Source organism: Bradyrhizobium algeriense, assembly GCF_036924595.1.
Classification (GTDB): Bacteria; Pseudomonadota; Alphaproteobacteria; order Rhizobiales; family Xanthobacteraceae; genus Bradyrhizobium; species Bradyrhizobium algeriense.
In genome coordinates this window covers 4,779,169-4,798,158 of record NZ_JAZHRV010000001.1, presented here as the reverse complement: position 1 = coordinate 4,798,158, position 18,990 = coordinate 4,779,169, and the positions used below count along the sequence as shown (strand labels likewise).

At 59.1% G+C, this 18,990-nt stretch carries 25 protein-coding genes and 1 pseudogene; 22 read left to right on the top strand and 4 right to left on the bottom strand.

What is annotated here, in order from left to right:
- Window positions 1–19: 19 nt before the first annotated feature.
- The 11 genes and pseudogenes from V1286_RS23215 to V1286_RS23165 all read left to right on the top strand — a co-directional run bounded on the left by V1286_RS23215 (window position 20) and on the right by V1286_RS23165 (window position 6,740).
- The gene (locus tag V1286_RS23215; protein ID WP_334483076.1) at window positions 20–181 is read left to right on the top strand and encodes a hypothetical protein; all 162 of its coding nucleotides are present in this window, start codon (window positions 20–22) and stop codon (window positions 179–181) included.
- Complete coding sequence (locus tag V1286_RS23210) at window positions 181–441, top strand: hypothetical protein (RefSeq protein WP_334483074.1); 261 nt, start codon at window positions 181–183, stop codon at window positions 439–441. The genes V1286_RS23215 and V1286_RS23210 overlap by 1 nt, the downstream gene beginning before the upstream one ends.
- 240 nt (window positions 442–681) lie before the next feature.
- Complete coding sequence (locus tag V1286_RS23205) at window positions 682–1,089, top strand: hypothetical protein (RefSeq protein ID WP_334483072.1); 408 nt, start codon at window positions 682–684, stop codon at window positions 1,087–1,089.
- Window positions 1,090–1,375: 286 nt separating this feature from the next.
- Entirely contained in the window at window positions 1,376–2,467 is a 1,092-nt protein-coding gene (locus V1286_RS23200; RefSeq protein WP_334483070.1) for a hypothetical protein, read from the top strand.
- 79 nt (window positions 2,468–2,546) lie between these two features.
- A pseudogene (locus tag V1286_RS38985) lies at window positions 2,547–2,861 on the top strand (phage terminase large subunit); the annotation flags it as partial.
- A gap of 339 nt (window positions 2,862–3,200) precedes the next feature.
- Complete coding sequence (locus tag V1286_RS23190; RefSeq protein WP_334483065.1) at window positions 3,201–3,632, top strand: hypothetical protein; 432 nt, start codon at window positions 3,201–3,203, stop codon at window positions 3,630–3,632.
- Between the two features lie 170 nt (window positions 3,633–3,802).
- A complete protein-coding gene (locus V1286_RS23185) occupies window positions 3,803–4,597 on the top strand; it encodes a hypothetical protein (protein ID WP_334483063.1) in 795 nt (264 codons plus the stop codon).
- A 162-nt stretch (window positions 4,598–4,759) separates the two neighbouring features.
- Window positions 4,760–5,026, top strand: coding sequence for a hypothetical protein (locus V1286_RS23180; RefSeq protein ID WP_334483060.1), 267 nt, complete (start codon window positions 4,760–4,762; stop codon window positions 5,024–5,026).
- A 72-nt stretch (window positions 5,027–5,098) separates the two neighbouring features.
- Complete coding sequence (locus V1286_RS23175) at window positions 5,099–5,539, top strand: hypothetical protein (protein WP_334483057.1); 441 nt, start codon at window positions 5,099–5,101, stop codon at window positions 5,537–5,539.
- Entirely contained in the window at window positions 5,511–5,711 is a 201-nt protein-coding gene (locus tag V1286_RS23170) for a hypothetical protein (RefSeq protein WP_334483054.1), read from the top strand. The genes V1286_RS23175 and V1286_RS23170 overlap by 29 nt, the downstream gene beginning before the upstream one ends.
- 33 nt (window positions 5,712–5,744) lie before the next feature.
- The gene (locus V1286_RS23165; RefSeq protein WP_334483050.1) at window positions 5,745–6,740 is read left to right on the top strand and encodes a phage tail protein; all 996 of its coding nucleotides are present in this window, start codon (window positions 5,745–5,747) and stop codon (window positions 6,738–6,740) included.
- On the opposite strand, the gene V1286_RS23160 is transcribed toward V1286_RS23165, so the two are convergent.
- Window positions 6,733–7,443 carry a class I SAM-dependent methyltransferase gene (locus tag V1286_RS23160; RefSeq protein WP_334483048.1) on the bottom strand — a complete coding sequence of 237 codons (711 nt, stop codon included), beginning with the start codon at window positions 7,441–7,443 and terminating at the stop codon, window positions 6,733–6,735. The genes V1286_RS23165 and V1286_RS23160 overlap by 8 nt on opposite strands.
- A 65-nt stretch (window positions 7,444–7,508) precedes the next feature.
- Here V1286_RS23160 and V1286_RS23155 point away from each other — a divergent pair, with 65 nt between their 5' ends.
- From V1286_RS23155 to V1286_RS23120, 8 genes are all read left to right on the top strand, one after another.
- Window positions 7,509–8,213: a hypothetical protein gene (locus V1286_RS23155; RefSeq protein WP_334483045.1), complete on the top strand. Its 705-nt coding sequence runs from the start codon at window positions 7,509–7,511 to the stop codon at window positions 8,211–8,213.
- The gene (locus V1286_RS23150; protein ID WP_334483042.1) at window positions 8,210–8,440 is read left to right on the top strand and encodes a hypothetical protein; all 231 of its coding nucleotides are present in this window, start codon (window positions 8,210–8,212) and stop codon (window positions 8,438–8,440) included. Before V1286_RS23155 ends, V1286_RS23150 begins: the two co-directional genes overlap by 4 nt.
- 1 nt (window position 8,441) lies before the next feature.
- On the top strand, window positions 8,442–8,609 hold the full coding sequence (locus V1286_RS23145) for a hypothetical protein (RefSeq protein WP_334483040.1): 168 nt from the start codon (window positions 8,442–8,444) through the stop codon (window positions 8,607–8,609).
- Window positions 8,600–8,983 carry a hypothetical protein gene (locus tag V1286_RS23140; RefSeq protein WP_334483037.1) on the top strand — a complete coding sequence of 128 codons (384 nt, stop codon included), beginning with the start codon at window positions 8,600–8,602 and terminating at the stop codon, window positions 8,981–8,983. Before V1286_RS23145 ends, V1286_RS23140 begins: the two co-directional genes overlap by 10 nt.
- On the top strand, window positions 8,980–9,282 hold the full coding sequence (locus tag V1286_RS23135; protein WP_334483034.1) for a hypothetical protein: 303 nt from the start codon (window positions 8,980–8,982) through the stop codon (window positions 9,280–9,282). The genes V1286_RS23140 and V1286_RS23135 overlap by 4 nt, the downstream gene beginning before the upstream one ends.
- A gap of 51 nt (window positions 9,283–9,333) precedes the next feature.
- A complete protein-coding gene (locus V1286_RS23130) occupies window positions 9,334–9,762 on the top strand; it encodes a GNAT family N-acetyltransferase (protein WP_334483031.1) in 429 nt (142 codons plus the stop codon).
- A 195-nt stretch (window positions 9,763–9,957) separates the two neighbouring features.
- Window positions 9,958–11,184, top strand: coding sequence for an acyl-CoA dehydrogenase family protein (locus tag V1286_RS23125; RefSeq protein WP_334483029.1), 1,227 nt, complete (start codon window positions 9,958–9,960; stop codon window positions 11,182–11,184).
- Between the two features lie 9 nt (window positions 11,185–11,193).
- On the top strand, window positions 11,194–11,748 hold the full coding sequence (locus tag V1286_RS23120) for a flavin reductase family protein (RefSeq protein WP_108514829.1): 555 nt from the start codon (window positions 11,194–11,196) through the stop codon (window positions 11,746–11,748).
- A gap of 42 nt (window positions 11,749–11,790) precedes the next feature.
- Here V1286_RS23120 and V1286_RS23115 read toward each other — a convergent pair whose 3' ends face one another.
- Window positions 11,791–12,666 (bottom strand): polysaccharide deacetylase family protein, encoded by an 876-nt coding sequence (locus V1286_RS23115; RefSeq protein ID WP_334483027.1) that lies wholly within the window; start codon window positions 12,664–12,666, stop codon window positions 11,791–11,793.
- A 25-nt stretch (window positions 12,667–12,691) separates the two neighbouring features.
- On the bottom strand, window positions 12,692–13,798 hold the full coding sequence (locus V1286_RS23110) for an LLM class flavin-dependent oxidoreductase (RefSeq protein ID WP_334483025.1): 1,107 nt from the start codon (window positions 13,796–13,798) through the stop codon (window positions 12,692–12,694).
- A gap of 175 nt (window positions 13,799–13,973) precedes the next feature.
- Between V1286_RS23110 and V1286_RS23105 the strand changes: the two genes are divergently transcribed.
- Genes V1286_RS23105 through V1286_RS23095 form a run of 3 tightly spaced genes read left to right on the top strand, consistent with a single transcriptional unit; the run spans window position 13,974 to window position 17,727 of the window.
- Window positions 13,974–14,855, top strand: coding sequence for an FAD binding domain-containing protein (locus V1286_RS23105; RefSeq protein WP_334483022.1), 882 nt, complete (start codon window positions 13,974–13,976; stop codon window positions 14,853–14,855).
- Window positions 14,852–15,337 (top strand): (2Fe-2S)-binding protein, encoded by a 486-nt coding sequence (locus V1286_RS23100; RefSeq protein ID WP_334483019.1) that lies wholly within the window; start codon window positions 14,852–14,854, stop codon window positions 15,335–15,337. Before V1286_RS23105 ends, V1286_RS23100 begins: the two co-directional genes overlap by 4 nt.
- Entirely contained in the window at window positions 15,334–17,727 is a 2,394-nt protein-coding gene (locus tag V1286_RS23095) for a xanthine dehydrogenase family protein molybdopterin-binding subunit (RefSeq protein ID WP_334483016.1), read from the top strand. The genes V1286_RS23100 and V1286_RS23095 overlap by 4 nt, the downstream gene beginning before the upstream one ends.
- A 38-nt stretch (window positions 17,728–17,765) precedes the next feature.
- On the opposite strand, the gene V1286_RS23090 is transcribed toward V1286_RS23095, so the two are convergent.
- The gene (locus V1286_RS23090; protein ID WP_334483013.1) at window positions 17,766–18,920 is read right to left on the bottom strand and encodes a zinc-dependent alcohol dehydrogenase; all 1,155 of its coding nucleotides are present in this window, start codon (window positions 18,918–18,920) and stop codon (window positions 17,766–17,768) included.
- Window positions 18,921–18,990: the final 70 nt, after the last annotated feature.

Below are 18,990 nucleotides of genomic sequence, written 5' to 3'. Positions count from 1 at the left end.
CCGTATCGGAGGAATTCTCGTGAGCGCCGACTTCACTCAATTCATCCCGCGTCCGAAACGCGGTGACATGCAGACGGACTTTCCGGCAATTGCGTTCCGCTCAGCTCGGCAGGATCCTGTCACCGATCCCGTCGATGCTGCGCCGGACAAGCACACCGGGCCGGCCAGCCGGGAAGCGTAATGGGTAAGGCCAAGGCCCTTCTTGAAATTCGCTCCCTCGCACGGAGCCACACCAGAACCGCGATCCGCGTTCTCGTCGGCATCATGCGGTGCAAGGATGCGACGCCCGCTGCCCGAGTCTCGGCCGCCAACGCCATTCTCGATCGCGGCTGGGGCAAGGCCACGCAACCGTTGGAGAACGGTGGTGATGGGGCGCTCGAACTGATCCATAGAATCGAGCGCGTCATTGTCCATCCTGATGGGAGCGCGGAGAGTGATTGAGACGCGATCGTCTCCTTCAGCGCGACGATTTTGCTTTGATCTTCTGCTTCAAGTGGCCGACAGAAGTGAGCACAAGACAAGCTGACACTTAAGGGCAATGCGCTCCGGCGCATCTGCACAAAAAATCCTGAAACTATTGGATGCTACCAGAAGGATGATGCACGAGAAATCCTCATACGATCGATAGGGTTATCTTCTCAATGGATTGGTTGAACCCCTGCATCATGAATGGCTCCCAAAATGGCTGATCAGAACGTTATAACCTCACTAGTCCGTTCGATGACTTTCTCGCTGGTCACAGCCTCATTGCTGATTGTCCAAGCCTCGCCCACCCGCGCCGATCCCGTCCTCTGCCTGGAAAAAGCAAAGTCCTATTTCGCTGAGATCGGTCAGTTGCTGTCGAAAGAAAAAAACTGGATCATGCCGTTCGTCGAACTCAATGAGCGATACTCTCCTCTTGAGGATTGTGACACTGATCTCCTGCTGCAGGAAGCCACCCAATGGCGGTTTATCCAGCCAATAATCTACAATCCGCACGCGAAGTATTACATTGTTCGTTTCTGGAGCAATGACGTCAAGGTTGAGTTCGCGTATAGCGCCTTGACGAAAAAGTCCGACACTCACAGCGCTGGGTGGGTGAAAAAGTAGTGACGCGATCTTCTCTACGTTTCGGACCGAATGATGCTTGCTGCGTCCGGGCGCGGTTTCGTTGCAGCGACTCCGTCGAGCCTCGATAGTCGCATCGACGTCGACTGATTGGCAGCCGATGGATCATCGCGGCGTCTTTGCCAAGACCCGTAGCCGATCGATAATCGCGACTTAACATCCGCGCTACCTCCACTCTAGCGGTGGGACGACGAACCATGGATCGTTGCGGTGAGTCTAGCGGAGTTGGCGCCACACAGCATTCACCAAAGGAGTAGCGAGATATTCAATGCGTGAAAGAATTTTTCTCACTTACACCAATGCGTCCGCGGTGCCTTATCACGGAGCGGTCTTAGGACATCATGTCGTGTTGAACTACATCGACTCCAATGGAGTTCATCATACACTCGAGGGGGTGCCAGAACGGAAGATCAATCGCAATGCCGAAAAATTGGTCGCATATCTTGACGAGGAATGGTTTTCAGATGGCATAAGGAATACAGATTCGCGGTTTCGACGATTGAGAGCGCAGGAAGGCAAAGGTATTGGCTTCGCCGCGTTAGACAAGCCGCATACGATGATTGCCAGTGGTCATGATCTCAGTTCGCAATGGGATCAAATGAAAAAATTCGGTGCCGGCGTTAACGCCACTGGTTACGAGTATCGTCCAACGTCCCAAAACAGCAATTCCTTTGCAGCCGGAGCCTTGAAGCAGGCAGGCTTTCTCGGGCCGGGTACTGTGCTTCCTGAAATCTTTGACCGGCTCATCGCAGCCGACCCGGCAAATGGCAGAGCGCATGCCGTCAGTGTTCCGGGCTTCGACCAGCGCCTGACAAATCCGATCAACATGGCCGTGCCTCCCCTTGATGCAGTGCCATTCGTGCCAACCAATTCGTCTCCAGCAGACGAGCGACATGCCTCGTTCGACAAGCGGTTCGAGAACTCTGATCCTTCGCCTCAACGCGTGGAAAACGGCGGTCGATCTGCTTGGCTGCCGCCGATTGGAACTCGCGGCGTCACTGGCGCTAAGCCCGAGCGATATCTAGCTCGCCGCGTTGCAGGCCAACCCGAAATATCAGCATTCGACGCGGGTGCTCCAGCGGTGCCCTTCATTCCGTCCGATGAGAATTCCTCATCTCCTCGTTCCAATGCACTTCCTGACCGCTTCGGAAACTGGACTTCCTCACCTCCGGTCAGTGCGCCGAGACCGACATATTCGCTTGCGCCGGCACCAGCGGAAACACCGCCCGGTATCGTCCCCGGCAAGCCGGAGCCCGATTTGCCCTTCCCGCTGCCGATCTTGAGTTCTTCGAAGAGTCCATCGGCGCGCGAGGAAACGATGGACGACTTTCTTTTCGGCTTGCTCCGCTTCAGAAGATAAGGCGTTTGCGGCAATCAGACTCCTGGCATCGAGATATTGACCTGATAGCAAACTTGAAATCATTGAATAGGTCGCGCCGTTGTCTGTCCTGAAAATCCCCACAGCCAAAGTCTTCGAACCCCTCCTGGAGCCCGCACGCTACAAAGGGGTGTACGGCGGCCGCGGCTCTGGTAAATCCCATTTCTTCGGCGAGTTGCTGGTCGAGACCTGCCAGGCCGAGCGCGGCACGCTTGCGGTTTGTATCCGCGAGGCGCAGCGGACGCTGGCGCAATCCTCGAAGCGGTTGATCGAAAGCAAGATCGCCTCGCTCGGTGTCGGCAGCGGCTTCAAGCTCTACAGCGACAAGATCGAGACGCCGGGGGGCGGTCTCATCATCTTCCGGGGGCTTCAGGATGACGCTGGAAAGTACCGCCTGATGATGAAGGCAAAGGAGGCAGCGACCGCAAGGCCATTGCCGCCGGTGGTGCGGCCCGGAACGACGCGCTCCCCGGCTGAACGGGATCAGGCGGACTTGCGGACGCTGAGCGCCAAGCTCTCGAGCTCGGGCGACATCAAGGACGCGGTGGCGCTCTATCACGCCCGGAAATCCGGCAGACGCTAGAACAGCGTCTCGATAGGAGAGGCTTCGGGTCTGCACAAAAAATCCTGGAATTATGCGCGCAAAGTCCGACGCCATTCACGAATAATCCCTCCGACAACCATAGAGTTGGTTTCTTCTGGGATCGCGGCTAGCATGATGATGATTATTCGCCCGAGAAATGTGTTTCTTGCACTGACACTGCTGCTCTTACTATGGGTGGCTCAATGCTCCTATCGCACCAACTACTATTGCGGGCCAGGCGATCATCCCATTCAGTCAGAAGTGGATGCGATTGCCGTCGCAAAAAGGAAGATTGTCGAAAGGGGCTTATTTAGCTCGGAAAGCTTCGGAAGCATATCGGACTTCGTTGATGCCGTCGGGCGAACGGAGGATTGCTGTCACGCAATTCGGTCTCGCAACATTCTGGGTTTCATAACTTGGGATGTCTATCTCGGTGCAAGAATAAGGCCCAGCGCCCGTCTGTACCCGGGGATGCCAACTGATTTTTTCAGTCATAGCGTCCTCCTGGACCTGTCGAACTGCGGTTCGATTGCCACCGAGAATTCCTACAAGATTGTTGACTAGAGGTACAACGTTATGTCCGGAAATAGAGTCAAGCTGACAAATGGTGATCGTTGGACGGCGCAACAGTTTCTCGATCACTATTTCAAACCGGCCGCGGCCGAGTGCGCCAGGTTGCGGTAGATATACCATGGTACATGAGTGATGGGCCAGGAAGATACTATCATCCAGGCATGTTTCCGATCATCGAGAACACGATCAATCGTCGTGATCTTGCTCCGGGAAGGTACGACCTTTGGAAATTGGCGCCGCTGAAGGAGCGCGATCCTTCGGTTAAAGCGGGGATAACTCACTACCTTACCGATCCGGGATCAAGTGATTACAAGACTCGCGTCCTGGTGTTCGGTGACGAGAGTGCCAGAGTATCGGGTCACGTTCTCGTCAATCCAGATGGGACCAAGACATTCGAGCGAGTTGAAATCAGGCCAATGGACACGGATTTTGATTTCCGTCACAACAATTGGAAGAGGTTGCATGTCGAACTTGCTCGCGAGGCAGCAAGGCTAATATACGATCCCAGAAATCGGGGGACTTCTTACGAGATGGAGTACCGCGGGCATGGGCGGCTCGATGAGCCGGGTCCAAATCGCGGAATTGGGCGAATCTATCATCCCTTTACCGACTCACAACTGAAGGCGGCGCTAGGCAACCCCGGTAGCGCGCCTCCGGGATTGCTGCCGAGCTTTACCGCCGCTCCACCTCCTGCGATCAAAGAGCATCTTCAATATCTGGATCAAGCGAACGCCAGTCAGGCGCAGGCCCCCGGAGCCGGCGCGGTGGTGCCGCCTTTCGGTCCCCCGATCAATCCAGACCCGCTCCCTGGCGGCGTCGCCGGCTGGATAGCCTCGATGGCAGGCGTCGATCCCGCGAACCCGACGCAGCCGCAACAAGGCGCGCTTGGGAGCCCGGGCGGCAATCCGACGCCGCAAAGGCTGCTGCCGCCGTGGGTCTTCTTTGGTTCGCCGTAGGCGTGTCGATCGTTTTCCTTCGCGGTCAGATGTTCCTCGATACTTGCGGGGCAGCAGTTGTCCGCGCCGGCTTCGCGCGTGAATCCCGTCGACCATCGATTCTCCAAGCGCATGCGCCGCCTTCGAAGAGAATGGTGGCGCGTTTTCTAAGGAAATCTATCAATGCCGAACGATGACCGCGACTTTATCGAACGTGCCGACTCCGCGGCTGAAAAGCTCCATGGTGAACCGATGACGACTGAGGAGATCGCCAACAACTTTGCGCTTTTTGGACTGCAGAAGCGCACGACAGCTCTCGAAAAATTCGATACCGAGCTGCGCGGCGAGATCGATTTCAGTCCGCACGCCCTGCGCCGGCGCGTGCAGTTGATGGCATTGCGCAAGGAGATGGGTGGCGTGCACGAAGCGCTGCGCAAGGCCAGGCGTTAGACCGCTCGCATGCGTCCGACTACAAATCCCGTCCTCGCCGCATTGGCGCAGGCGCGAATGCGAGCTGCGCCAATGTTTGTGAAATGGTGCGAGCTGAACGGCCTGTCGCCTTGTCCTGCGGAGCCAGCGCACGTCGTGCGCTTCGTCGTGGACTGCGCTCCGCTCGGCATTGAGCGGCTTTGGCCTGCGATCCAGGATATATCGAGGCTACACGTCTCGGTCGGCCTCGCCGATCCGACCCTCGGAGGCGTGGCGGCCGAAGCTATCAGCGATCTTGCCGGAATAGATCCGCCGCGCTCCTGGCCGGCCGGTCACAAGCAGCGTTTCAAATCGTTGCCATATGACCTGCAGGTCTATGTCGCGAGCCACGAGGCGCAGCGAGAAAAGGCGCTGCGGCGGGCGCAGAACGAGGCGGCGAACGCGAGGCGGACGTCGGCAGCATACCCGAAGAGCGAGACCAACCCGAATGAGGAAAGCAAATCCGATGAAAACGACACGCACCCCAGCTCTTGAAGAGCGCATCAGACTGGTCAGGGCCGATATCGAGGCGGTCATCGAAGCACGAGTGGATGCGGTGGCGAAGGAAAGTCCCGGCGTTCCCTCCGGCGTGATCCGCAATCTCCTGACGGCGCGGGCGCCGGCATGCCCCTGCGCGCAATATCTCGAGCTGGACACCAAGGCATAGCCGGCGACTGGCCGGGAACGGAGGAGTTCGAAAATGACTCTCTATAAATGGTCGAAAACGGCGGCCAGCAATGCGACAGCCGATCCCTCGATCAACTGGCAGGAAGGCCAGGCACCTTCCAGTGTGAACGACTCTGGGCGAGCGATGATGGCCTCGATCGCCAAGCATCGCGACGATATTGCAGGCGCGATCGTCACGGGCGGGACAGCGACGGCGTATACAGTCTCGAGCTACGGGGTATTCGAAACCCTGGCCCGGCTCGATGGACAGATCATCGCGTTCACCCCGCATGCGACGAACGGCGCGACGGTGACGCTCAACGTGGATTCGCTGGGCGCCATGCCACTGCGATCGGCGCCGTCAACCGAATTGCTTGCGGGCACGTTGATCCAGGGTACGCCTTACGTCGCGCTCTATAATTCGAGCGATGCCGTGTTCTACCTTCAGGGATTCTACGGCAATCCGTACAATGTGCCGCTCGCTGCTGGGCTGGACTATTGGGGATCTTCTGCGCCAAACAGCGCGTTTGCATTCCCGATCGGACAGGCGGTTTCCCGCACGACCTATGCGTCTCTCTTTGCGCTGCTGGGAACCACATTCGGGATTGGCGACGGATCCACCACGTTCAATCTGCCGGATAAGCGGGGGCGAGTTTCTGCTGCGGCCGATCCGACGGGGACGATTTTGTCATCAGCCACGATGACGCCAGATGGAAACACGCGCGGCGCTACTGGCGGCTCCCAAGTTCACACTCTGACGCTCGCTCAATTGCCGACCGGGATCAATTCCAGCGGGAGCAATTCGATCAGCGTGAGTGCTAGCGGAGGCCAGATCGTCACAGCCACAGGTCTTACTTCGTCTAACGCCGGGGCCGGTTCGCACGGCGGCGTCGATGGCGTTGGATACTCAGGCACGATTACTTCGACGGGGTCCAACTCTATCGCAGTCACCTCGAACAACACAAGCGGCAACCCGCACAACAACGTTCAACCTACTATCGTCTGCAACTACATCATCCGTATTATCTAGCCACGTCACACATGGCGGCGCCAAGATATACGAACACATTAGGAGCAAGCGCGGGGGCGAACTTCAGCGCTGTTGAGCGTATGACATGCTTGGCTGAGCCGGCTGCTTTGCCTCCGACGAAGGTCTCGTAAGCCAACGAGTTAGGGAAAATTTTCGATGCCACTGGCTTCAATCCGCAGGTATCCAGAAGATTAATAAATCGGTCAAAAGTGTAGTGGTTGATGTGCCCGAACGGTTTTCCCATCACGATCGAGCGCTGCAATCTGAATGTATGTTCGAGGGGCACCTCAATGAAAACGCGTTTAGAAACGCGCTTAAGTTCATTCAGAAAAAGTCGCTCGTGTTCAACGTGTTCCAGCACGTGGATGGCTATCGTCGTATCAAACGATTTGTCCTCGAATGGCAGTCTGTAACCGTCGAACGACCGGATGGCATTGAGAGTGCTTAAGCGGCGAGATGTTACACGATCTATGCCTGACGATGAGATTTCAACCGCGTCCAATTTCGATGCAATGCGGCGGGATTCTATCTCTTGCAAAACTGCGCCATCACCAGCCCCAACATCCAGAAGGTGCCCCAGGCTTTTGCCGCCGAGTCGCACTAGGTGATCGACGGACTGCTTGGCCGCGATTGTTCTCTTGGCTGCAACTGCTTCATTGTAATAGCCATCGTAAAAGTCGCGAAGTTCAGCGCTCTGACTCATAGAAGACCCGCCCTTAAGGGTGCGTTCCCATCTTTACCACCACAACCCCACAGCGAGCAATACAGATGGTCGATATTAACGCCCTAGTTGCGGCGAATGCAAAACGCTGGGCGAATGCCAGGTTGAGCCGGAACTTCACCTCTGTTGCCCGTCATCTGGTGGCCGCGAATGCCAAGGCCAGATACCAGGCCGTTTCCGTCAAAACCGGCGTGCCGTGGGCGGTGATTGCCGTCATCCATCAGCGCGAGTGCTCGCAGGATTGGACGGGGTCGCTGGCGCAAGGCGATCCCTGGAACAGGGTTTCCGTCCATGTGCCTGCTGGCAGGGGCCCGTTCAGGTCCTGGGAAGAGGCTGCGGTCGATGCGCTCGTCAATTGTGCCCCGTATGCCGCGCGCAACGAGGACTGGAGCATCGGCCGGACGCTGGCCAAGCTCGAGCAATATAACGGGCTTGGCTACGCCGCGCGCGGGAGGCCGTCGCCCTACATCTGGTCCGGCACCGATCAGTATAGATCCGGCAAATATGTCCGCGACGGGGTCTACGATCCGAACGTCGTCGACAGCCAGCCTGGTTGCGCCGGCCTGCTGATGGCGATGATGGCGCTTGATCCCACCATTACGTTCACGGGCACGACGATCGCGCCGGCGATCCCGGTCACGCCGCGCCCAGCCGCAAAGTCTGCCGCGCCATCCATCGCCAATCCGGCGAAAGGCTCCTTCGCCGCGTTCATTGCCAACATCTTCAACACCGTTTTCAGGAGGAAATCATGATCACCACATGGAACAAGGTCAAGGCATGGTTCAAGGATTCCGTGACGATCCTCTGGGCGCGTGTCCAGTACGTCGTCGGCATCGTCGGCGCCGGGCTCATCGGGGCGTTCTCGGGATACGACTTCACGCAGCTGTCGAGCCTGGACGCCAAGTCGGCGTTCAAGATGCTGGCCTTTGCAGCGCTGGCCGGCGTGATTACCGAAGTCTGCCGCCGCCGGACGCTCTGACATGAAGATCGCGCTTGCCCTGCTGGCATGGGCGGCCGTGCTGGCCGGCGCATGGGTGATCTGGATGGCGAGCCAGCTCTACCAGGTCCGTCCCGGCGTGTTCGGCGCCGAAGCGCTGGCGGTCGTGTTCGCGATGTGGATGACGCTGGAGGCGCGCAAATGTGGATGACCATCATCAGTTTCATCGGCGGCCCCGTCATCAAGGGCCTGATCGACGGCTACAAGGCCAAACTGGCGGCCGGCAACACCTCGGAAAAGATCGCGAGCGAAACGGCATCTGCCGAGATCGCAGCCCAGGTCTCCGAAGCCAACGCCATCATGCAGTATCGCATCGCCGAGATCGGGCACTGGTATGAGCCGGACAAGCTGATGGGATATTTCGTGGCGATCTATTTCGGCAAGCTGTTGATCTGGGGCAAGGTTCTTGGCCTTGGCACGACCGATCCGCTCGCGGGATTCGCGGCGATCACCTCGAATCTCGTGGTGTCGTTCTATTTCGCCAAACGAGGCTTTGAGAACGTAGCGCGGATTATCAAACGATGACCTGGGAGCAAGCTGCGGATGTCAGGGCCATCGTCGTCGAGACCTTGGCCGAACAGAAGAGGATTCGTCACGACGATATCGATGCAGTGGTTCTCAAAGCGATCGCGACGACACTGACCTCGTTCGGAATTGATGAAGAGGATCGCAAAGAGTTGCGCGCGGATTTTCAGCATCTTCGACGCTGGCGCAGAAGCGTCGAGCAGGCACAGAGCTACACCTTCAAGGCAGTCATCACGGTGATTGTGACGGGATTCGTCGGGGCCGTGTGGCTCGGCATCAAGGCGACGCTCGGCAAATGATCTGCGGACGTACCGAAACACTGGCGATGGGCTCGAATTCAGGTGCGACAGATGTATCGGATTCGTGAGGTTGACGGGAATGACGATGATATTGCGGACACGCTCGAGGAACTTCATCAGTTGACATTCCTTGACGCCGCCCCCATTCCCGAATTTGATCAAGGGCACTGGTGGCTTGCCTTTCGTGGAACCGAGCCGGTCGCGTTCGCCGGTATCATTTCATCCACCCATGTTTTCAATGCGGGCTATTTTTGCCGCGTTGGTGTGCTGGGGGAGCATTGCGGGCATCGGCTTCAGTTGCGCCTGATGCGAGCCACGGAGGCGCGTGCGCGTCTGAATGGGTGGTGTTCGATCATCTCTGACACCACAGATAATATGCACTCAGCCAACAACTTCATCCGCGCGGGCTATCGCCTGTTCAATCCCAAGGCTCCCTGGGCCTGGCCGCATACGCTTTATTGGCGCAAGGACGTGAAATAGCGGCTCGTCCGTTGTGTACCGCAAATTGCTCTACTCGCCCGGTGGCCTTGCAGCCACCGGGCGTTTTTGCGTTTTAGGGGCCAGCGCCTTGTGGCGGAGTAGCCATGCTTCCTGTACGCCTTGATCATTGGCGGTCAGGCGGTAGACTGGCAAGGCTCGGGCGGCGCACACCAACGGAGCAGGCGAGGAAAAAGCATGGCGGGAGGCGGCGGAAAGCCGGATGCAGGTTCGTCCGCGGGGCCGGGTGCGGACAGCTATGTCGCCATGGTTGCGCGTGCCAAGGCCCTGATTCCGGAATTGCGCGAGCGTGCTTCAAAGACGGAAGAGCTTCGGCGCCTGCCGCCGGAGACCGAGCGCGATTTGCATGACACCGGCCTGTTCCGAATCGTGCAACCCAAACGCGTTGGAGGTGCCGAGCTTGACTATGTCGCTCTGGTCGATTGCGCCGACGCGCTGGGGCAGGCGGACGCTTCCGTGGCCTGGAATTTCGCCAATCTCGCCAGCCATCACTGGATGCTGGGCATGTTTGACCGGCAGGCGCAGGACGCTGTCTGGAGCAGGAATGCCGATACGTTGATCGCGTCGTCCTTCATCTTTCCAGCCGGCCGCGCGAGAAAGGCGGATGGAGGATATGTCCTACGTGGTCATTGGCCGTTCTCCTCGGGCGTCGAGTCTTGCGACTGGAACATGCTTGCCGGCGTGGTGTCATCGGACGATGAGGCTGACGGCATCGAATACCGTATATTCCTGCTTAACAGGAGTGAGTACAGGATCAATGACACCTGGAATGCGACGGGACTGTGCGGTACCGGATCGAACGACGTATGGGTCGAGGATGCCTTTGTTGCGGAGAAAATGACCGTCGCGGTCAGCGACCTGACCGGCGGACCGACGCCGGGAAGCACGGTCAACCCGAACGCGCTGTATGCGCTGCCGGTATTCTCTCTTTTTCCTTACGTGTTGTCGGGTGTCGGCTTGGGTAATGCGCAAGCATGTCTGAATGACTACGTCGAATTCGCGCGGCATCGGGCCTCGACCTACAATCGTACTAAACTCAGCGACCTGCAGACGACCCAAATCAAGATCGCAGAGGCCTCCGCCAAGATCGACGCAGCCCGCCTCGTCATGCGCACGAACTGCGTCGATGCGATGGCTGACGCAAGGCGAGGCTACATTCCCGATCTCGCGGCAAAGACGAGACTGCGGCGGGATGGTGCGTTCGCGGTGAAGCTCTGCACCGAAGCGGTCTCGCTGTTGTTCGCGGCAAGCGGTGCGCGCAGTCTGTTCACGTCAGGCGCGCTGCAGCGGCAATTCCGCGACGCCCACGCGGTGAATTCGCACCTCGCATTCAATTTTGATGCGGCGGGAACCAACTATGGACGCGTGGCGCTTGGCCTGCCGTCCGAAAATCTGACGCTCTGAGGCTGGCGGATGTCTGACGCACCCAAACATCCGGCCGATCCGGCCAATGAATTTGCCAGTGACAACTCGGCGATCGATCCCCGGGACTTCCGCAATGCACTTGGCACGTTCGCCACAGGCGTCACCATCGTCACGGCGATGGCGGCGGATGGAAGGCCGTATGGCGTGACCTGCAACTCGTTTGCCTCGGTGTCGCTCAATCCGCCGCTGGTGTTGTGGAGTCTGGGGATGTTTTCCCAAGGACTCACGATTTTCCAGAATGCCAGCCATTTCACGATCAATGTTCTCGGAGCTTCCCAGCAAGCACTGGCGTCGCAGTTTGCAAAATCGTCGGACGACAAGTTCGCTGGGGTGAGCTGGACGCCGGGGCTTGGTAACGCGCCGGTATTGACCGACAGCGTCGCCAATTTCCAATGCCGTGCGGCCAATCGGTATTACGGCGGCGACCACATCATCTTCCTGGGCGCCGTCGAAGCTTACACCTATAATCGGCAGGAACCCCTGCTGTTCGCACGCGGCAGCTTCGGCCGTTTTATTGCCGGGGACGGCAAGGCGTCCTCGTGAACGGACCGCCGAAGCTTGCGGTCCTGTGGTAGAGCGGCAATTTTAATTCTTTGCCATCTCTGCGCGATACCAGTCGCCAATCTCGCTGGCCGTCATCAGTGCCACCCCGTCGTGACCGAGGACGTAGTCGAGCAGCGCCTCCAGATATTTGATGCGATGCGGCACGCCGGTGATGTAGGGGTGAATCGATATTGCCATGATCCGCGCGTTCGACGCGCCTTCGAGATATAGCCGGTCGAACTGATCGGTGCAGCGTTTCTGGAATTGCTCGGAAGGCAGATGCTGCAGCGCATGGATGACGATGTCGTTGGTTTCGACCGAATAGGGAATTGTGGTGATAGTGCCGTGAGGCGTGGCGATATCCTGCGGCAAATCGTCGATCACCCAATCAGCGACATACTCGATGCCGTTGAGGCGAAGCAGATCAAGGGTTTCCTCGGTCTCCGTGAGGCCCGGGCTTTCCCATGACCGCGGTGGCTTCCCCGCAAATTTGGAAATTGTCTCGACCGAGCGCTTGATGGCATCCGCCTGGTTCTCGACCTTGTGCATCGGCCCTTGCACGAAACCGTGACCCATGAATTCGAATCCGGCGTCGAGGGCAGCAGACGCGACACGCGGGTAGGCGTTGCAGACATTGGCATTGAGCGCCAACGTCACCGGCATTTTGCGATCAGTCAGCGCCTTGAACTGTCGCCAGAAGCCGGCGCGCATCCCGTATTCATGCCATGACCAGTTCGGCACGTCTGGTAATAGCGGCTGACCCATCGGCGGGCTCAGCACCGTGCGAGGCATGGCATTCTCGATCCGCCATTCTTCGACATTGAGGATAACCCATACCGCAAGCCTCTTGCCGCCGGGGAGCGTCAGCTTCGGTCGGTCGACTTGCGCTTGATAGGGGATGCGGTCGTTCAAGGCCACGGCAAGCTTTCCTGATCTCGGTGGACTATTCGGCCGCCCTGGAGCCACTGGATGTACCGGCATTGACTCGTGGCATGACCTTTTCGGCCATCAGGATCATTGACTGGCGTCCGAGTTTGCTATCCTTCCAATCCTTGCCGGCATAGAGCAGTGTGCCAAAAGGCCCAGTCTCCTCCTGAAACGCCAGCAGTCGATCTGCCACGCTCTCCGGCGTGCCATGAATGATCAGCTTCTCGCAAATCGACTCCAGCGTCACCTCGTCGTCGGGCTGATCGCGGCGCGTCTTGAACAATTCGAGGCGGCCACCGCGCTTCAGCTTGGTGAACAGCGAGCGATAGTAATAAACATAGGGCCCATTTGGATCAGTGGCGTAGGCCTTCGCCATTGCTGCGTCCTTGGCGACGAACACGCTCTTGGCAACGCGCCAATTTGCCATATCCGCAGGGCGGCCGGCGCGTTCGCACCCCTCGACGTATTTCGGCCAGTGGCTTTTCACCCAGGCCGGCATCAGGAAGTTTGCCGAGATCGGCTCCCAGCCGCGCGCGGCGGCTTCCATGACACCCTTTGAGAACGGCGCCACCGCAGTGACCACGATCGGCGGGTGCGGCCTTTGCAGCGGGCGCGGAATGAAGCCCTGGCCGATGTCTTCGATCAGGGTTTTCTCAACCGATATGTTCCAGAACTGGCCTTGCAGATTATAGGGCGGCTCGCTGGCCCAGATCTGGAGCACCTGATTGATCGCCTCCAGGAACATGGCATTCCTGTCCGCTTCGAGATTGCCGAACACTTCCGCGTCCGATAGCAGGCCACCGGGGCTGATGCCGAAGATCAGGCGGCCGTCGAGAATATGATCGAGCATCGCGATCGAGGCTGCAATCGCCGCCGGGTGAGCGTTCGGCATGTTGACGGTGCCGGTGCCAAGCTTGATCTGCCTGGTCGCCGCCGCGAGCCACGCAATGAAAGCTATGCAGGAAGTGATATTCTCGGCCCTGTCGGTGACGTGCTCGCCGACATAGGCTTCGGTGAAGCCGAGTTCATCGGCCAGCAGGAAAGCCTCGCGGTCCTCCTTGAGCGAAAGCCGCCAATCCTTGTCGACAGGATGGACTGGCATCGTAAAGAACCCAAGCTTCATGGTCTGCTCTTCCCCAAAGGCAGGCTTTTTAATCGGCACAGAACGTGCGTCGTTCGTCGCTCGAAAACAAGCTCAAAGTCGAAATATTCACCCGATAACAAACTTGACCTTTGTTGATCCCAACCCTCTAATTCTGCAAAAATACAGATAATTGGCCGGGGAGGTCACGCCAAAAATGAAAGCCTCGGCTTTCGCTTACGCCCGCGCAACCAGCGTCGCAAATGCGCTGGATTTGCTGACCGTGCATGGCGAAAAGGCCAGGGTGCTGTCCGGCGGCCAGAGCCTGTTGCCGGCGATGAATCTGCGCCTGATCACGCCCGAACTCATTATCGATATCGGCGAATTGGCCGAGTTGCGTGGGGTCGTGGTGAAGGGAGACATCCTCACCATCGGCGCGCTGACACGCCACGCCGATCTCTTGAAATCTCCGGAAATAGCAGCCCATGCTCCCTTGCTGGCGGATGCGGTGGCCCATGTTGCCCATCCTGCGATCCGCAACCGCGGCACCATCGGGGGAAGTCTTGCGCATGCAGACCCGGCTTCTGAACTGCCTGCCTGCATGCTCACGCTCGGTGCCACCATCATTGCTCGCGGGCCAAGCGGCGAGCGGCGGATTGCGGCAAGCGAGTTCTTCGTCGGTATCTACGAAACTACGCTTACGCCGCAGGAACTTCTGGTCGCCGTCGAACTACCGGTGCCCCCGATAAATTCGACGCATTTCTTTCATGAGTTCGCCCGCCGACATGGCGACTACGCGATCGTCGGTCTCGCGGCGCAGGCCTTCGTCAGGGATGGGCGGTTTGCTGATCTTCGCCTTGGTTTCTTTGCCGTCGGCGATCGCCCGATGCTAGCCGCGTCTGCCGGCAAACTGGTCGATATCGCCATCACGCCAGCAGTATTATCCGAGGCGTTTTCTGCATTGGATGAAGAACTCGACCCTCTGGAGGATCATCAGGCGACACCTGCCATGCGCCGGCATCTGGCGAAAGTTCTGTTGGCGCGTTGCGTATCCTCGCTGCTCGATCGCCCCGATCTCCGCACGGGAGCTTCGGCGTGACGAATGCGGTTGCGATTTCGCTTGTCGTCAATGGTGAGCGTGTTGAAGCGAATGTGCTGCCGCGCCTGAATTTGGCGGATTTTCTTCGCGAGCATCTTGAACTGACCGGCACGCATGTCGGTTGCGAACACGGAGTGTGCGGTGCATGCACGGTCCGCGTCAACGGCGATATCGTCCGTTCCTGCCTGTTGCTTGCGGTACAGACGCACAATGCGATGGTTGAGACGATCGAGGGGGTCTCCGACAGCGGCGAGATTGCCGACTTGCAATCTGCATTCCGGGAACGTAACGCGCTGCAATGCGGCTTCTGTACGCCGGGAATGTTGATGGCGGCGCAGGATCTGCTGAAGCAATCGCCGTGTCCGGATCGAGAACAGATTCGCGAACATCTTTCCGGAAACTATTGCCGCTGTACCGGCTACCAGGCCATCGTCGACGCCATCGAGACCACAGCGCGGGCGCGCGCCGGACGCTTGCCATGACATCAGCACAGGAAAAATCTGAAACGCTTTCCGCGCTGGACCGTCCGAACTCCTATATCGGCAGGACAGTACCGCGGCCGAATCTCGACCGGCTGATGCAGGGGCGGGGGCTCTATGTCAGCGATATCAAGTTGCCGCGCATGGTGCATGTCGTGTTCCTGCGCTCGCCGCACGCGCACGCGAAGATCAATGGCATCGACGCCTCAGTGGCCAAGCAGATGCCGGGAGTGATCGCCGTCGTCTCAGGCAACGAACTCTCGACCGTTATCACGCCGTGGGTCGGCGTACTCTCGCATTTGAAGGGCCTCAAATCCGCTCCGCAAAGCGCCATCGCCGTTGAGCGCGTGTGCTGGCAGGGCGAAGCGGTCGCGGCCGTGGTGGCGAGCAGTCGTGCTCAGGCGGAGGACGCCGCGGAGCTTGTCTCGGTCGATTATAAGGAGCTCGATGCCGTAACGGACATGCGCACCGCGCTCGATCCAGCGACAGCCGTGATTCATGCTTCGCTGGGCGACAACCTGGCTTTTGAGCGCAATCACGATGCGGGTGCCGTCGATCAAGCCTTTGCCGAATGCGACGAGGTGGTGGAGGCGGAGTTTGTTTTCGGGAGGCACACCGGCGTGACACTCGAACCGCGCGCGGTGGTGGCGGACTGGAACGCCGCGGAAGCCAAGCTGACTATCTATCAAGGCACGCAGGCGCCGCATATGGTACAAAATATTGCGGCGCTTCATCTCGGTTTGAAGGAATCGCAGGTCCGCGTGGTCTGCAAGGACGTCGGTGGCTCCTTCGGCATCAAGGTTCACATTTATGCCGACGAGATGGCGACTTATGCGCTGTCCAAGCTGCTGCGGCGTCCGGTCAAATTCGTTGCCGACCGGGTCGAGAGCTTCAATACCGACATTCATGCCCGGGACCATCGCTGCAAGGGAAAGATCGGCGTCAAGCGCGATGGCACCATTACGGCATTCGAGATCGACGATCTCACGGGCATCGGGCCCTATTCGATGTACCCGCGCACGAGCGCGATCGAGGCCAATCAAGTCGTCAATCTCGTCGGGGGTCCCTATGTGACGAGGAATTATCGCGCGCGGACCCGCGTCGTGTTCCAGAACAAGAACGTGATGTGCCAGTACCGCGCCGTCGGCCATCCGATCGCCTGCTCGGTGACGGAGGGCCTGGTCGATCTGGCGGCCATGAAGATCGGCATGGATCCGATCGAGATCCGCCGTCGCAATCTGATTGCCGATGACGCTTATCCCGGTGCTTCGCCGTCAGGTTTGCGCTTCGAGCAATTGTCGCACCATGCAGCGCTCGCCAAGCTCGTCAAAATGATGGACTACGACGCGTTGCGCGCCGAGCAGGTCGTTCTGCGGGCGAAAAATATCCATCGTGGCATAGGTATCGCCAGCTTCATCGAGGTTACGAATCCCAGTGCGGCGTTTTATGGCGTCGGCGGTGCGAAGATATCCTCGCAAGATGGCGTCGCGGTGCGGCTCGACGCGCAGGGGTCGGTGATCTGCCAGACAAGTATCACAGAGCAGGGACAGGGGTCGGAATCGCTTACCGCACAGATCGTCGGAAGTGTGCTTGGCGTTTCGATGGATCGGGTCCGCGTGATCCTGGGCGATACCGACAATACGCCGTACGGCGGAGGCACCTGGGCCTCGCGCGGCGCTGGTATCGGTGGAGAGGCCGCGCTTCAAGCCACCAAGGTGCTGCGCAAGAACATCCTCGACGTAGCGGCCGCCGTCCTGCAATCGACGCCAGGGGAGCTCGACATTGTCAACAATGGTGTCGTGAATACCATCGATGGTACGCCGCGGATCGATTTGAGCGAGCTTGCTCGCATTGTCTATTTCCGTCCCGATACGCTGCCGCCGGGCATTCAGCCCGAGTTTATGGCTAGCAGGCACTTTGTCCCGCGCGAATACCCCTTCGCCTTCACCAATGGCATTCAGGCCTCGTGGCTGGAGGTCGATACCGATACCGGCTTTGTGAAGCTGCTGAAGCACTGGGTGGTCGAGGATTGCGGCACCATCATCAATCCCCAGCTGGTCGATGAGCAGATCAGGGGCGGCGTGGTCCAGGGTCTTGGCGCCGCGCTGTTCGAGAAATGCGTGTATGACGAACGCGGCCAGCTAACCAACGCCAATATGGCCGATTACCTGGTTCCGATGTCCGGTGAAATGCCTGACATCGATGTCGGGCATGTGGTTTCACCGACTATGGAATCCGAGCTGGGCGCGAAGGGTGCGGGTGAGGCTGGCACGGCAGGTGCGGCAGCGGCGGTAACCAATGCGGTCAATGACGCACTTAGGCCGTTTGGGACAATTATCACGGAGATTCCTCTGACGCCTCAGGTTGTCCTGACCGCCTTGGGGCGAATTTAGTACGAAGTTCGAAGGGCGGCGACTGCCGCCCGTTCGCGCTATTCGGCCGCCGCGTTCGCGACCGCGCCCGCCTGCCGGTTGGTCACAACGACCTTGATCGCATCTTCGACGCGCTCGCGGGCATAACGCAACGCGGTCGGCAGGTCGGCCAGCGGAAATGTGTGCGTGTGGATCTTCGTGGCATCGAAACGCTTTTCCGCCATCAGCGCCATGGCGCGGCGGGTGGCGCTGCGGCCTTCGCCACGAATTCCGAAAGTATAGATATTGTTCTTCACGAGACGCGCGAGATCCATCGTGACTGGATCGTGCGGAAACGCGGCGAGGCAGATTTTTCCGCCGCGGTTGGTCATTTGAATGGCCTGGTTGATCGTCGCCTCGGTGCCGGCGCACTCGACCACATAGTCCGCGCCGATACCGCCGGTGAGTTGTCTGACGACCTCAACCGCGTCCTCGTCGTTGATATTGACGACACGATCGGCACCGAGTTCCCGGCCGATCGTCAGCCTTCTGTTGCGTGTTCCCGTCAGGATGACCGGGCCGGCGCCGAGCGCCTTGGCAACGGCCACCGCGAGTAGTCCGATCGCCCCCGGGCCGATCACCACCACGCTCTCGCCGGCCACCAACCCTCCCAATTCCGTCAGCCCATACATCGAGGTACCCGCGGTAACGACCAGCGTCGCCTCCGCGTCACTCATGGTGTCGGGCACCCGCGCCAGCGTGTTGATGTGATTGACGGCGTATTCGGCAAAGCCGCCGTCCGTCGTGAAGCCGTTCGCGCGATGGCCCTTCTCCGGCTTTCCGTAATTCAGACATGAGGTATACATGCCCTGGCGGCAGCGCTTGCACTGGCCGCAGCCGGCGTGGATCTCCACGCTGATCCGCTCGCCGATCTTGAATTCGTCGACATCGGGTCCGAGCGCGGCGACCGTGCCCATATACTCGTGGCCCGGCGTGAAATTCTTGTTGAAGGGCAGGCCGCCTTCAATGCTGGCCGGCGATCCCGAATGAATGATTTCGAGATCGGTGGCGCAGATCGCAACGGCATCGATCCGGATCAGGACTTCGGCGCGTGAAGGCACAGGTACTGGCTTCTCCTGCAGCAGGAGCTGATCCGGATCGCCGAGCACCCAGGCTCTCATCCGGTCAGGAATTAGAAGATCGGGCGAGGTCTTCACGCCTGGAGGTTGGTACATGAGTCTCTCCTCTAGCGCCGGATGCTACCGGAAATCGCCGGCCAGCGAAATTGCCGGATGCCGCTGGCGT

Bases quoted from the DNA above. Each gene is read 5' to 3' on its own strand.
- V1286_RS23135 (WP_334483034.1), top strand. From the start codon at position 8,980: ATGACCTGGGAGCAAGCTGCGGATGTCAGGGCCATCGTCGTCGAGACC.
- V1286_RS23200 (WP_334483070.1), top strand. From the start codon at position 1,376: ATGCGTGAAAGAATTTTTCTCACTTACACCAATGCGTCCGCGGTGCCT.
- V1286_RS23165 (WP_334483050.1), top strand. From the start codon at position 5,745: ATGACTCTCTATAAATGGTCGAAAACGGCGGCCAGCAATGCGACAGCC.
- V1286_RS23175 (WP_334483057.1), top strand. From the start codon at position 5,099: ATGTTTGTGAAATGGTGCGAGCTGAACGGCCTGTCGCCTTGTCCTGCG.
- V1286_RS23180 (WP_334483060.1), top strand. From the start codon at position 4,760: ATGCCGAACGATGACCGCGACTTTATCGAACGTGCCGACTCCGCGGCT.
- V1286_RS23190 (WP_334483065.1), top strand. From the start codon at position 3,201: ATGATGATGATTATTCGCCCGAGAAATGTGTTTCTTGCACTGACACTG.
- V1286_RS23170 (WP_334483054.1), top strand. From the start codon at position 5,511: ATGAAAACGACACGCACCCCAGCTCTTGAAGAGCGCATCAGACTGGTC.
- V1286_RS23185 (WP_334483063.1), top strand. From the start codon at position 3,803: ATGTTTCCGATCATCGAGAACACGATCAATCGTCGTGATCTTGCTCCG.
- V1286_RS23120 (WP_108514829.1), top strand. From the start codon at position 11,194: ATGTCTGACGCACCCAAACATCCGGCCGATCCGGCCAATGAATTTGCC.
- V1286_RS23090 (WP_334483013.1), bottom strand. From the start codon at position 18,920: ATGTACCAACCTCCAGGCGTGAAGACCTCGCCCGATCTTCTAATTCCT.
- V1286_RS23140 (WP_334483037.1), top strand. From the start codon at position 8,600: ATGTGGATGACCATCATCAGTTTCATCGGCGGCCCCGTCATCAAGGGC.
- V1286_RS23205 (WP_334483072.1), top strand. From the start codon at position 682: ATGGCTGATCAGAACGTTATAACCTCACTAGTCCGTTCGATGACTTTC.
- V1286_RS23105 (WP_334483022.1), top strand. From the start codon at position 13,974: ATGAAAGCCTCGGCTTTCGCTTACGCCCGCGCAACCAGCGTCGCAAAT.
- V1286_RS23130 (WP_334483031.1), top strand. From the start codon at position 9,334: ATGTATCGGATTCGTGAGGTTGACGGGAATGACGATGATATTGCGGAC.
- V1286_RS23125 (WP_334483029.1), top strand. From the start codon at position 9,958: ATGGCGGGAGGCGGCGGAAAGCCGGATGCAGGTTCGTCCGCGGGGCCG.
- V1286_RS23150 (WP_334483042.1), top strand. From the start codon at position 8,210: ATGATCACCACATGGAACAAGGTCAAGGCATGGTTCAAGGATTCCGTG.
- V1286_RS23210 (WP_334483074.1), top strand. From the start codon at position 181: ATGGGTAAGGCCAAGGCCCTTCTTGAAATTCGCTCCCTCGCACGGAGC.
- V1286_RS23160 (WP_334483048.1), bottom strand. From the start codon at position 7,443: ATGAGTCAGAGCGCTGAACTTCGCGACTTTTACGATGGCTATTACAAT.
- V1286_RS23095 (WP_334483016.1), top strand. From the start codon at position 15,334: ATGACATCAGCACAGGAAAAATCTGAAACGCTTTCCGCGCTGGACCGT.
- V1286_RS23155 (WP_334483045.1), top strand. From the start codon at position 7,509: ATGGTCGATATTAACGCCCTAGTTGCGGCGAATGCAAAACGCTGGGCG.
- V1286_RS23145 (WP_334483040.1), top strand. From the start codon at position 8,442: ATGAAGATCGCGCTTGCCCTGCTGGCATGGGCGGCCGTGCTGGCCGGC.
- V1286_RS23110 (WP_334483025.1), bottom strand. From the start codon at position 13,798: ATGAAGCTTGGGTTCTTTACGATGCCAGTCCATCCTGTCGACAAGGAT.